At 69.2% G+C, this 11,940-nt stretch carries 11 protein-coding genes; 2 read left to right on the top strand and 9 right to left on the bottom strand.

What is annotated here, in order from left to right:
- Positions 1-239 precede the first annotated feature (239 nt).
- The 8 genes from ACWIGI_RS27500 to ACWIGI_RS27465 form a co-directional block, all read right to left on the bottom strand.
- Positions 240-617 carry a limonene-1,2-epoxide hydrolase family protein gene (locus tag ACWIGI_RS27500; RefSeq protein WP_454205374.1) on the bottom strand — a complete coding sequence of 126 codons (378 nt, stop codon included), beginning with the start codon at positions 615-617 and terminating at the stop codon, positions 240-242.
- Positions 618-629: 12 nt separating this feature from the next.
- A complete protein-coding gene (locus ACWIGI_RS27495; protein ID WP_454205373.1) occupies positions 630-1,850 on the bottom strand; it encodes a cytochrome P450 in 1,221 nt (406 codons plus the stop codon).
- 209 nt (positions 1,851-2,059) lie between these two features.
- The gene (locus ACWIGI_RS27490; RefSeq protein WP_454205372.1) at positions 2,060-3,193 is read right to left on the bottom strand and encodes a hypothetical protein; all 1,134 of its coding nucleotides are present in this window, start codon (positions 3,191-3,193) and stop codon (positions 2,060-2,062) included.
- Entirely contained in the window at positions 3,190-3,777 is a 588-nt protein-coding gene (locus ACWIGI_RS27485) for a hypothetical protein (RefSeq protein ID WP_454205371.1), read from the bottom strand. Before ACWIGI_RS27485 ends, ACWIGI_RS27490 begins: the two co-directional genes overlap by 4 nt.
- 8 nt (positions 3,778-3,785) lie before the next feature.
- A complete protein-coding gene (locus ACWIGI_RS27480) occupies positions 3,786-5,405 on the bottom strand; it encodes a VWA domain-containing protein (RefSeq protein WP_454205370.1) in 1,620 nt (539 codons plus the stop codon).
- A gap of 83 nt (positions 5,406-5,488) precedes the next feature.
- Entirely contained in the window at positions 5,489-6,502 is a 1,014-nt protein-coding gene (locus tag ACWIGI_RS27475; protein WP_454205369.1) for an NADP-dependent oxidoreductase, read from the bottom strand.
- Positions 6,453-7,049 (bottom strand): TetR/AcrR family transcriptional regulator, encoded by a 597-nt coding sequence (locus tag ACWIGI_RS27470; RefSeq protein WP_454205368.1) that lies wholly within the window; start codon positions 7,047-7,049, stop codon positions 6,453-6,455. Before ACWIGI_RS27470 ends, ACWIGI_RS27475 begins: the two co-directional genes overlap by 50 nt.
- Before the next feature lie 5 nt (positions 7,050-7,054).
- Entirely contained in the window at positions 7,055-7,747 is a 693-nt protein-coding gene (locus tag ACWIGI_RS27465) for a type 1 glutamine amidotransferase domain-containing protein (RefSeq protein WP_454205367.1), read from the bottom strand.
- Positions 7,748-7,871: 124 nt separating this feature from the next.
- On the opposite strand from ACWIGI_RS27465, the gene ACWIGI_RS27460 reads away from it, so the two are divergent.
- Together ACWIGI_RS27460 and ACWIGI_RS27455 are read left to right on the top strand one after the other, a co-directional pair.
- Positions 7,872-8,798 (top strand): LysR family transcriptional regulator, encoded by a 927-nt coding sequence (locus ACWIGI_RS27460; protein ID WP_454205366.1) that lies wholly within the window; start codon positions 7,872-7,874, stop codon positions 8,796-8,798.
- Between the two features lie 125 nt (positions 8,799-8,923).
- Positions 8,924-10,111, top strand: a complete 1,188-nt coding sequence (locus ACWIGI_RS27455; protein ID WP_454205365.1) for a hypothetical protein — start codon at positions 8,924-8,926, stop codon at positions 10,109-10,111.
- 3 nt (positions 10,112-10,114) lie between these two features.
- On the opposite strand, the gene ACWIGI_RS27450 is transcribed toward ACWIGI_RS27455, so the two are convergent.
- Positions 10,115-11,878 (bottom strand): oleate hydratase, encoded by a 1,764-nt coding sequence (locus ACWIGI_RS27450; RefSeq protein ID WP_454205364.1) that lies wholly within the window; start codon positions 11,876-11,878, stop codon positions 10,115-10,117.
- Positions 11,879-11,940: the final 62 nt, after the last annotated feature.

Here is an 11,940-nt window from a genome sequence, read left to right as displayed (position 1 = left end):
TTTTTAATGACCCGCCCCCCCCCTATATCTACACAGAAACCTGCGTCGGCAGGGTCTGTTGTTTAAATCATACTGGCTGGGGGCCCCGCGGCCCCATGGCCCCGGCCGCGGCCCGGGTTTCTCCGACACCCGGGGCCCTCGGCCCTGTGTGTGCCGGGTGAGCATCCGGAGTCGAGCCCGGAGCTACTGCGGTGTGGCCGGGCGTCTCGCTGACCCCGGATCCGGACGCCCGGGAAGCGTCAGGGCTGGGTCAGTTGGGTGAACTGGGCCATGTCGAAATAGTCGCGCCAGGCGGTGATCTTGTTGCCGGACACCTCGAAGACGCCCATCACGGGGAGCTCTATCGGCTTGTCGCCCAGGGTGAAGCGGTCTGTGCGTTCGTTCAGGACCGTGGTGCCGGTCGCGGACTGGTGGTGGATCGTGAACTCTATGCCGCCGAAGGCGCCTATGAAGCCCTGTAGGAAGTCGAGGATCGCGGGCTTGCCGCGCAGGGGAGCCATCGGGATGTTGTGGTAGACGGCGTCTTCGGTGAAGTAGGCGGCTATCGACTCGGGGGTGCCGGTCAGCCACTCGGCGCAGAAGGCGGTGACGAGGGCCTCGGGGGTGGGGTCGGTCATGCGGGGAGCCTTTCAGGAGATTTCGAGGGGTAGGGAGAGGTGGCGGCGGGCGAAGATGCTCGGGAACCATTGGGGTGGGGCGTCTTCTGCGAAGGTGAAGCGGGTGGAACGGGTCAGCAGGGCCGTCAGGGCGGCGGTCGCCTCCAGTTTGGCGAGGGCGGAGCCCACACAGAAGTGGACGCCGCGGCCGAACGCGAGATTGTTGGCGCCGCTGCGACGGTCGAGGTCGACGACATCGGGGTTCTCGAAGCGGGCGGGGTCACGGTTGGCCGCGCCCCACAGCAGCAGGATGTGACTGCCCGCGGGGAGATGCACGCCGCCCAGTTCCGTGTCCGTGGTGACGTGGCGATGATGGCTGCGGAAGGGCGATTCCAGGCGCAACGCCTCGTCCAGGAAGGCGGGCAGCAGGGCCGGTTCGCGCCGAAGTTCCTCCTGGAGCGCGGGATCGGCGGCGAGCATGCGCGCGGCGTTGGCGACCAGACCGGCGGTGGATTCGCCGCCCGCGCCCACCAACTGCGTCAGCACCAGGACCGCGACGGTATCGGTGACCTCGCCGGTGGCGCACGCGCGCGCCAGCACGCCGAGTAGATCGTCGCCCGGATCGGCCTCGGCGGCTTTGAATTTCGTGTACAGATACCCGGTCAGCTCGGCGGCCGCGCCCACCGAGCGGCCGAAACCGTCGGCGTCCACCACCCCGCCCAGCATCTCGGTGCTGTCGTAGGCCCACCGAAGCAGCTGCGGCACATCGGAATCGGGCAGCCCGATGATCTCGGCCACCAGCGCCAGCGGCAGCTGATCCGCCATGCCGGTGGCCCAGTCGATGCGCCCGTCCCGCAGCTCCCGCTCCCACAGCGTGTCGACCAGGGCGTGCACGGTGGGCGCGAGCCCGCGAATCCGCTTGGCCAGCAAGGGCTGTACGAGCTTGCGCTGTGCCAGGTGCGCCGGATCGTCGGCGGTGGCCAGCACGTGCACGGCCTGCCCACCGCCGTCCATGTCGAAGGTGACCGGCGGACCGTCCGGCTGCCGCAGCAGGACCCCGGTCAGGTTCGAGGAGAAGACCTCGGGCCGGCCCACCGCCTCGGTGACCAGATCCCACGAGGTCACCAGGTAGAAATCGGTGCCGGGCAGGCGATACACCGGGGACTGCTCGCGCAGCCGCCGGTACAGCGGGTTCGGGTCTTCGAGGTGGACGGGATCGAAGATGTCGATCGCGTCCGGTGAGATCAGCGTCATGGCCTGCCACTCCGGGTCGGGGAACCTGTCGTGGGCACACGGTTTCCCGGCGTGGACGGGGTGTCAACCGGCGTCTCGACGTGAGAATCCGAGACCCACGCGGCCGAGTTCCGGCGGGCAGGCGAGCGCTGAGTCAGCGCCGGTCGAACGGCATTTCCGAGTCGAGACAAATCATGTGATTTGTCTCGACTCGAGACGAACCCCTCGCCTCAGGCACACTTGTTGTCGCGCACGCACGCGAGCAGCAACAGCGTCACATCCGCCTTGGGCGGCGCCGTCCCGCGCGGCTGCGCCGCCAGCGGAATGCGGGCGAAGTCGGCGGCATTGGGCGCGCCGAGCTGGGTGGCCGAGCGGAACCCGTACCGCTGCCACGCGATCCGCTGGATCTCGGGATCCTGCAGCGCGGTGATCAACTGCTGCGCCTCGGGCGTGAGCGCCAGCACCGGATTGCTGTTGAACAGCGTCGGATCCGGATACAGCATGCGCGTGCCCGCCAGCAGCGCGTCGGTGGCGGCGGGATTGTCGCGGTAGGCGGCCAGCTGCTGCAGCACCTGGTTCTCGTACCCGGCGTACAGCATTGCCGCGCCCTGGATCAGCCACTCCCGGAAGCCGCCGGTGGAGGTGTCCGATTGCAGACCCTGCGCGTCGTAGAGTCCGCGCACCGTGGGCAGACCGGCCTTGGCCTCCGCGACCGTGGGCGGCTGGAACACGTCCCCCGAGGCGATGACCGTCAATTCCAGCTGCAGGAGACTGAATCCGGAGTTGGAGGTCGCGGGATCGGTGCTGGTGATCCGGATCGGCCCGGCGAGGTTCTGCGCGGCCAGCGCCTCCCATTTCTGCTTGGGCAGCACGTAGTCCAGCAGCAGTCGCTTGAGATCGACTATGTGGTAGGCGTTCTCGCGCTGGGCGACGATGCCGGCCTTGATCAGCGCGTCGGTGGCAGCCGGTCCGGCGTAGATGACCTCGGGCGTCTCCAGCACCGATTCGGCCCGGTACCCGGGAAAGTCGTCGGTGTCGTGCGTCGCCTCGAACACGCTGCGCGCGCTGGCCGAGGACGGCCACAGACACCCCACGCCCTGACTCTTCAACTGCGCGGTGGGCAACTGGACCAGATCGTACGACCCGCGCTGATCGAACTTCACCTCCAGCCGATAGTCCTCGCGCAGGATCGCCCGCACGTCGGCATCGGCCATGAGCGCGGACTTCTCCGAACCGCCCAGGCAGGTGAGGGTGGTGACCGCGGCGGGGGTGGCCTGCGAGCCGCGGATGACCACGACGCCGACGACGATCACCACGACGGCGAACACGGCGGCCAGCAGGACGGGTAGCCGGGACTTGTTCATCGGTCCTCGCTCGGGGGAAGCACTGGGGGATAGCTCAATTCCAGTCGGGCCAGATCGGTGAAGAAGGACTCCAGATCCGGATCGCCGATCTGTTCGGCGGTATGGGCGGCGAAGTGTTCGAACCCGCGCAGCACCTCGCGACTGCGCGCGAGCAGCCGGTCGGCGTCGCGGAAACGCGCCGGATGCTCCTGCATCTCGAGATACCGGTCGAGCACCGACTCGACCGTCGTCAACCCGGTGCGCAGGGCGTCGCGGAGCGCCGGAAGGCGCGATGGATCAACACTTTCGGTGCGCTCGACGAGCGCGGGAATGATCTCGCAGGCCCGCAGTAGCGCGGCCCGGGTCTCCGGATCGGCGACCCGGCCGGCCCGCGCCGCGACGCGCAGGGTGCCCTCGCGTACCGCGCGGGTCAGCGCGCCCTGCCGGGCGCGCTCGGACAGCGCCTGCCCGGCGAGCGCGGTGAGAACCGCCGCCCCCGCCGCGACACAGGCCGCGCCCACCGCGGAGCCCAGTACCGCGTACAGCCCGAGAAAGGACAGGACCAGGACGGCCAGGGTGGTGATCAGGACGGAATTGCTCGGCAACCGCGCTCCTACCGGTAACCCACGGCCTGGCGCAGGGCCGCGACCATATTGTCGGAACTGAAGTAGGAGCCGCCCGTGCGCGCCGCGATCTCGTTGAGCGCCTTGGTGTTCACAGCGCTGCCGAACCCGATGGTCACCACCGGCACCCCGCTGCGGGTGATGGCCTCGAGCCCGCCGCCCTCGGTGTCGGTGCCGTCGGTCATGAGGATGACCAGGCGTTTGCGCGCGGGATCGGGCGGGCCCTCGAACTCGGTGGCCGCGGCCGCCAGGCAGCGGTAGATCCCGGTGCCGCCGTTGGGCTTTCGATCGCGCACGACGCCGCGCAGGGTCTGCAGCGCGGACGCGGAGTTGCCGGCGGTCCACGGCGCGGAGGCGGGGACGCTGTCGAAGACCAGTACCGCGGTGCGGTCCTGCGGACCGGTCTGCACCAGGTACTTCTTGGATTCCACCGGATCGAACAGCAGGTCCGCGGCCTGCTGCACCCCGTCCCAGCCGCCGTTGGAGCTCATGCTCCCGGAGGCGTCGATGCAGTAGACCAGATCGGTCGGCGCGCGGTAGGAGGTCTGGTAGTTGTCCAGCGCCGCTTCGATGACCGGCGCGGCCGGATAGGTGATGGGTTGATCGGTCAGCGTGGCGCGGATGCCCTGGTCCGGGTTGAACACCGCGCGCGGCGCGTCCGGCAGCGAGAGCCCGATGCTGGTGATGGGCCGCCGCCCCAGCTCGGTCAGACGCCGTTGCGTATCCGCGGTGAGCAGGAAGTCCTGCAGCTTCTGGAAGTTGGCGAGCTTCGCGGGATTGTCCCCGTGCGGCAGGAAGCCCAGCGGCGCGTCCGAGATGGCCAGCACCCCGCGCGGGTACACCACGTGCAGCGGCTCCTGTCCCGCGGCGACCAGTGCTTTGTTGCGCTCGATCACCAGGTCCTCGTAGGTGAACAGCGTCTTGCACTGCGGCGAGGCCAGGCATTCGTCCATGAGCAGCCCCGTGGATGGCGGGGTGCGCGCGAAAGCCCGTGCGAACCGGGTGATTCCGGCCCGCACGGGTTCGGAGTTCAGCTGATCCGCGGTGAGCGCGACCCCGGGCCCGTTGCCCGCGAAGTGATTCAGGAACCCCAGCAGGACCGTCGCGCCGGAATTGGACTGGGTCGGATTGGTCATCCACGCCGTGGTGCGCTTGGCCTCCACCGCCGTGAGGATCTCCTCGATGCCGACATCGCGGCCCAGGAAGCCGAGCCGCTCCAGTTCGCTCTCGCGCCCCGCGAAGACCAGCGGTGTGCTGAACATCGGCTGGACCCGCTGCAGCCGGTGCGCGGTGTCGCCGAGCTGCTGGAAAACGCTGCTGGCGAACCAGAATCCGTCGTAGGGCGCGTCCCCGGTCTGCAGCAGCCGGGCCTGATCCACCGAGCCCATCGCGGTCATGGTGCAGGTCAGCCCCTGATCCCGGCACCACGGCTGCACGATGGAGGCGAACACCGCGTCGTGCTCGGAGCCCGCGACGATGTTCAGTACATCGGCCGCGTCGTCGTATCCGGCCGCCGGGTCCTTCCCCGGTTCCGAGCCCGTGCATCCCGCCGCCAGGACGCAGAGCGCGATCAGTGCTGTGACAAGTAGTTTCGTGCGCCGTGCGGCCACCCGTGCCACCTTCCCCTCTGTGCCGAGAGCCTAAACACGGCCAGACGTGGGGAAGGTGAACTGCCGGTGAGCGGCGGGCGAAATCAGTTGTGCGGGAGGCGAACCAGCATCTTGCCGGTGTTCACGCCGTTCATCATGGCGGTGAACGCGTCCAGGGCCTGCTCGATGCCCTCGAACACGGTCTCCTCGGTGCGCAGCGACCCGTCGGCGAGCCAGCCCCCGGCCTTGGCGAACCACTCCGGAACCTGGTGCATGTGATCACTGACATTCATGCCGCGCAGGGTGATCCGCTTGCCGATGGCCAGCGGCAGGTGGCTTGGGCCGGGCGCGAGTTCGGTGTCGTTGTACACCGAGATGGCCCCGCACAGCGCGATCCGGCCGTACCGGTTCATGGCCACCAGCGCCGCGTCCAGGTGATCCCCGCCGACGTTGTCGAAGTACACGTCGATCCCGCCGGGCGCGGCCGCGGCCAGCTGCCCCGGCAGATCGCCCGCGCGATAGTCGATGGCGGCGTCGAAGCCGAAGTCGCGCACCAGGCGTGCGGCCTTGTCCGGTCCGCCCGCGGAGCCGATGACCTTGGCCGCGCCGAGCTGCCTGGCGACCTGCCCGGCGACGGATCCGACCGCGCCCGCGGCCCCGGAGATGAACACCACGTCGCCCGCACGGACGGGCGCGACCTCGGTCAGCCCCGCGTAGGCGGTCAGGCCGGTGGTGCCGAGCAGGCCCAGATACGCCTGTGCCGGAGCGACTTCGGTGGAGACGACCTGGACGGCGCTCGCATCGAGCAGCGCGTACTCCCGCCAGCCCGCGAAATGCGAGACCGTGGCGCCGATCTCGATGCCGTCGGCGGCCGAGGCCAGCACCGTACCCACCGCGCCGCCGGTCATGGCCTCGTCGAGAACGAAAGGCGGAATATAGGATTCGACATCGTTCATCCGGCCGCGCATGTACGGGTCCACCGACAGCCAGTCGTTGCGCACCAGCACCTGGCCCGGTGCGGGATCAGGCAGGTCGACGGTGGCGAGTTCGAAGTCCGAGGGCTTCGGCTCACCGAACGGGCGGGCGATCAGACGCCATTCGCGGCCGGCGACGGTCATGAGTGTTCTCCTTCTGGGTGTTTCGTGAACGCGCCGTGCAGGACGGCGGAGGCGGCGCGGGGACCAGATCGGTGCGGCGCGCGGTGAGCAGGCCGATGGTGGTGGCCAGCAGTATGTGTGCGGTGTCGGCGGGATCGGGCACCCGCTCCGCGGTGAGCACGGCGGTGAGGATCCCGTGCAGGTCTTCGGTGAAACGGCGGCAGATGTCGCCGTTGAGGCGCGCCTGTTCGTCGAGAAGTTCGGCGGCGTGCGGTGATTCGGCGAACGGGCCGGAGGTCAGTTCCACCTTGGCGGCCAGGATCCCGCGGACCCGTTCCGCCAGTGGGGCATTCGCGTTCGCGGCCGTGCGGGCGTGCTCGAGCGCGGTGCCGTGCAGCCGCTCGGTGAGCCGCCGCACGGCGTCGTCCTTGCCGCGGACGTACTGGTAGACCGCGGACCTGGACACGCCCGTCTCGGCGGCGATGTCGTCCATGGTGGTCCGGCGCACCCCGTAGCGCAGCAGGCAGCGCTGGGTGGCGTCGAGTACGTCCGCGGTCCGGTCGGCCATCGAACTCAGAGGACCTTCAGCAACTCCGCCGCCAGCGGGGCGGAGGACGCCGGGTTCTGCCCGGTGTACAGGTTTCGGTCCACCTCGATGTGCGGGGCCCACGGCTCGCCCTCGCGATAGTCGACGCCGAGGGCGATCAGCCGGTCCTGCAGCAACCACGGGGCCTTGTCGGCCAGCCCGGCCTGGGTCTCCTCGGCATTGGAGAAGGCGGCGACGCGGTATCCGGCGAACGGTGACCTGCCGTCGGCGTCGGCGGTGGCCAGCAGCGCGGCGGGCGCGTGGCACACCACCCCGAGGGGTTTGCCCGAGGCGAGCGCGGCGGTGAGCAGCCGTCCGGAGTCGGCGTTCACCGCGAGGTCTTCCATCGGTCCGTGCCCGCCCGGGTAGTAGACCGCGTCGTAGTCCTCGAGCCGGACGCCTGCCAGGTCGACGGGCCGGGTCAGCTCCACGGCAGCGCGCAGCGTCTCGGCGATCTTCTCGGCCCCGGCCGGGCCGCCGTTGGCGTCGGGGGCGAGGCTGCCGCGATCCACGGTCGGCACGACCGCGCCGGGGGTGGCGACCACGATCTCGTGCCCGGCCGCGCGCTGCGCCTCGTAGGGTGCCGCGAACTCCTCGGCCCAGTAGCCGGTCGGGTGTTTCGTGCCGTCGTTCAGCGTCCAATGATCGACGCCGGTCATGACGAAAAGGACCCTGGCCATGAATTCTCCTCGAATGGGAACGGTCTGGCGGATGGATGACCTGACGTTTCGTACGTGATGTGTCAGGTCGTCGTGGGACCCACGCTAGGCATTCACGCATCGACTGACCAATAGACTCGCCTATATGAGACATAGGCAGACCGATGGCTCGGTGGATCTCGCGCAGCTGCGGACCTTCCTGGCGGTCTACCGGGCGGGATCCATCACCGCCGGGGCCGCGCAGGTCGGGCTGTCCCAGCCGACGGTGACCACCCAGCTGCAGGCCCTGGAGCGCGGTATCGGCCGGCCGCTGTTCGAACGCCTGCCGCGCGGGGTCACCCCGACCGCGGCCGCGCACGATCTCGCCGTGCGGGTGGCCGATCCCCTCGACGCGCTCGAGGTCGTGGTGGGGGACGCGCCCGCCGAGAGCGCCGCCGAACCGCCCGTGCTGCTGGGCGGTCCGGCCGAACTGCTCGCCGCGCTGGTGCTGCCCGCGCTCGCCCCGCAGGTCGCCGCGGGTGTGCGCCTCACCGTCGTCACGGGTCTGGCCGACGACCTGCTGGCCGATCTGCGGGTGGGCACCCTCGATCTGGTGCTGTCCACGATTCGCCCGCGCGGGCGCACCCTGCTCGCCGACCCCCTCGCGGACGAGGAATTCGTTCTGGTCGCCGCCCCGGCGGTGGCGGCGGGCATCGATCCGGAGCGGTTGCGCGCCAACGACTTCACCGGTGTCCCGCTGATCAGCTACGCCGCGGATCTGCCGATCCTGCGCCGATACTGGCGGCACGTGTTCGGCACCCGGCTGGAAGCCGAAGCGGCCCTTGTCATTCCGGATCTGCGCGCGGTGCTGTCGGCGGTGGTGGCCGGCGCCGGGATCTCGGTGCTGCCGCGCTACCTGTGCTCGCGCGAGCTCGCCGCGGGGACCGTGACGCTGCTGCTGGACCCCGCGGATTCCCCGATCAACACCGTCTATCTGGCCCGCCGAGCTGGGGGACCGGTGCGCCCGCACGTCGAGCGGATCGGCGCCCGATTGCTGGAGGCGGCGGGGGTATGGCGGGCCTGCGTGGATTGACCGGGAACCGAGCCCGCCGAATTCGGACATTCCTACCAACTGGTAGCCCGGCATTGCATTTATGCTGACCGGCTAGGCGGAAGATTCGGCTCCGCCTGTGCGGCTCGGAGATTAGAGGAACAGCGATGTCATCGGGATACCATCGGCCCGACGCGGACCAGTGGTCGCCGGACACCGACCGGTGGACGCAGGACACCGACGTGTTCGAGCCGGTCCGCGACGCCCAGCGGCCGATGCGCGATGGCTATGGCGCGGACCGCGACGCATACGGCGCGGATTCCGAGGGCTACGGCTACGGCGCACCCGGTGACGGCTACGACCGCGATCCCGGCGACTACGGCGCGGACCGCGGCGACGCGGCCCCCGGGTCGCCGCGCGGACGACGGCAGCCGCCCCGCAAGCGTTCCACCGCCGAGCTCGCCGGGCTGGGCGCGCTGGGGGTCGTCGTCCTGGTGCTGCTGGCCGTCGGAACCTTCCTGACCACACGGCATTTCATGGGTTCGGACGACGCCGCGCCCACTGCGGCCCCGACCGAGACCGCGGCCACCACCGCGCCGCCGGTCACCACCACGAGCAAGTCCAACCCGCCGGCCGCCGGCGCCGCGCTGTCGACCGTGATCACCTGGGTGAAGGCGGGCACCGCCGTCGACGCCGCGGACTTCCACACCGCGACCACCACCGAGGGCGTCACCAGCGATCTCGGTTCGGCCATCGCGTTCGCCAGCCCCAGCGGCAAACTCCGCTGCATGACCCCGAAGCGGGCCAATCCCAATCAGCAGGGGCTGACCTGCCTCGCCGATCTCGACAACCCGCCCGAGCGCCCCGCCAAGGCCCAGGGCAACTGGGTGGGGAACTGGATCGACTATCCGGGCGCGACCCTCGGGGTCGGGCGCATGCAGGGTGATCCGGGACAGTTCCTGCTCGGTGACGGACCCACCCTGGCCTACGGCAGCCGCATCACCTTCGACGGGTACGACTGCCGCATGGACGAGGCGGGCCTGTTCTGCGTCAGCGAAGCCGCCGAGACAGCCGTGCGATTGAGCTCGTCGGGCCCGGTCGGCTACGGCTGCCTGTCCGAGTACACCTCGAAGGAGTACGGCCTCTGGTACTCCTGCGAGGCGCCGCTGCCCACGACCACCAGCGCGACCAAATCCACCACCCCGCAGCCGACCACCACCCGTCCCGGTCAGCGTCCCGGCTCCGCGGTGGCGGGCCAGCGGTGCAGCCAGTACGGGCAGCGGTCGACCGGCGCGGACGGCTCCGGCCTCATGTGCGACACCGCACCGGACGGCCTGCGCTGGTTCGTGGAGTAGCCGCTACTTGCCGATCAGCCCGAATTCGGTGAGCAGTTCCCCGATCTCGGTGCCGTCCAGCCGTTTCATCAGCCGCTTGCGCAGAATCTGCGGGCCCGGCAGATCGATGGCCTCGCCGTCGCGCAACCGGCTGGTGGCCGCCAGCAGCGAACGGATGTCGTAGGTGGAGCCGAAGACCTCCGGTACGCCGCGTTCGATGTCGAGCAGCTGATACGCGGCCTCCATCCCGGTGCGCACCGAGTACTCGGTGGTGAAGATGCAGTCGCGGGTGGTCTCGGCGAACTGGCCGATGAAGGCGAAGTTCACCGCGCCCTCGGGCACCACCTGCGGCCGGTCACCGGCGGTGCGCGGCATGAAGAACGCCGTCACGTACGGCATCATGACCGGCACGCACTTGGCGGCGTTCGCGGCGAGTTCGGGAATGTCCTCGACCGGAACTCCCAGGTGGTACAGCCATTCCTGGGTGATCTCCTCGCCCGTGCACTCCTGCATCGACTTCTTGACGTAGTCGCCCGGGGTGTCCACGAACAGCGCGTACACCCACACCACGATCTGATCGGCGGGCTGCTGCTTGAAGTGCGGCTGGCGGTTCACCGTCCAGCTCATCAGCCAGCTCGAATCCTTCACCGTCACGATGCCGCCGGTGACGACCTTGCCGCTGAAGGGATCTCGCTTGCAGATCTTCTGAATGTATTCGGGGATACGCTGATCCAGCGTTGTCACCGTCGCCGATTCCCACTTGGTCTTGGCGATGTCACCGGCGAAGACCTCGGGCCGCCCGAACGCCGGATCCTTGGCGGCGATGGTGCGCCACAGATCCCAGGCCGGGGCCGGGCCTTCGTTCAGCTTCGCCGGGGTGTGCTGATCGCCCTCGTCGGAGTTCTCGGTGAGCGAGCCGATCGTCATGAACAGCAGGTCGTCCGCGCCCAGGTCCACCCCGCCCGGCCCGCCGTCGGACTCCCAGCGAATCCGCTTGGCCTGCTTGCGCGTTGCCGTGATCTCGAAGTCCACGTCGGTCACCGTGGTGTCGAACCGGAACGTCACGCCCTGATCGAGCAGCCAGCGATACAGCGGCAGCACGAGCGATTCGTACTGGTTGTACTTGGTGAACTTGAGCGCGGAGAAGTCCGGCAGCCCGCCGATGTGGTGGATGAAGCGGTGCAGGTACAGCTTCATCTCCAGCGCGCTGTGCCATTCCTCGAAGGCGAACATGGTGCGCCAGTACATCCAGAAGTTGCTCTCGAAGAAGTCCTTCGAGAACACTTCGTCGATCCGCTTGTTCTCCATCTCCTCGCGGGTGGCCAGGAAGACCTTGATGATGTCCTTCTGCGCCTTCTCGTTCAGGGTGAACAGGCCGTCGGTGTGCGCGTCCTGCCCGCGGTTCAGGGTGGCGCGCTGCAGCGAGAAGTTCGGGTCGTCCTTGTTGAGCCAATAGAATTCGTCCAGCACGCTGGCGTCGTCGACCTCCAGGGACGGGATCGAGCGGAACAGATCCCACAGACACTCGAAGTGGTTCTCCATCTCGCGCCCGCCGCGAATCACGAAGCCCTTCTTCGGTTCCTTGATGCCGTCGAGCGCGCCGCCGGGGAGCTTCAGCTCCTCGAGGATCGTGATCCTGTTGCCGGGCAACCGCCCGTCGCGGATCAGGAAGGCCGCGCCCGAGAGCGAGGCCAGCCCGGAACCCACGAACCATGCCGACTTGTCCTCGACCCCCGCGGGTTTGCGGGGCCGTGCGAACGCTTCGTAGTTGCCATTGCTGTAATACATCCGGCTCCTTCTCGAATCGGTTCGAACATGGTGTGCGGGAAGAGATTCGCGCGATCCCGGCG

This window comes from Nocardia sp. NPDC055321 (assembly GCF_053645575.1).
This window is presented reverse-complemented; position numbering and strand designations above follow the sequence as displayed.

Excerpts from the sequence above, each read along its gene's own strand:
- ACWIGI_RS27495 (WP_454205373.1), bottom strand. The coding sequence starts at position 1,850 with ATGACGCTGATCTCACCGGACGCGATCGACATCTTCGATCCCGTCCAC.
- ACWIGI_RS27455 (WP_454205365.1), top strand. The coding sequence starts at position 8,924 with ATGTCATCGGGATACCATCGGCCCGACGCGGACCAGTGGTCGCCGGAC.
- ACWIGI_RS27475 (WP_454205369.1), bottom strand. The coding sequence starts at position 6,502 with ATGACCGTCGCCGGCCGCGAATGGCGTCTGATCGCCCGCCCGTTCGGT.
- ACWIGI_RS27490 (WP_454205372.1), bottom strand. The coding sequence starts at position 3,193 with ATGAACAAGTCCCGGCTACCCGTCCTGCTGGCCGCCGTGTTCGCCGTC.
- ACWIGI_RS27450 (WP_454205364.1), bottom strand. The coding sequence starts at position 11,878 with ATGTATTACAGCAATGGCAACTACGAAGCGTTCGCACGGCCCCGCAAA.
- ACWIGI_RS27465 (WP_454205367.1), bottom strand. The coding sequence starts at position 7,747 with ATGGCCAGGGTCCTTTTCGTCATGACCGGCGTCGATCATTGGACGCTG.
- ACWIGI_RS27500 (WP_454205374.1), bottom strand. The coding sequence starts at position 617 with ATGACCGACCCCACCCCCGAGGCCCTCGTCACCGCCTTCTGCGCCGAG.
- ACWIGI_RS27460 (WP_454205366.1), top strand. The coding sequence starts at position 7,872 with ATGAGACATAGGCAGACCGATGGCTCGGTGGATCTCGCGCAGCTGCGG.
- ACWIGI_RS27470 (WP_454205368.1), bottom strand. The coding sequence starts at position 7,049 with ATGGCCGACCGGACCGCGGACGTACTCGACGCCACCCAGCGCTGCCTG.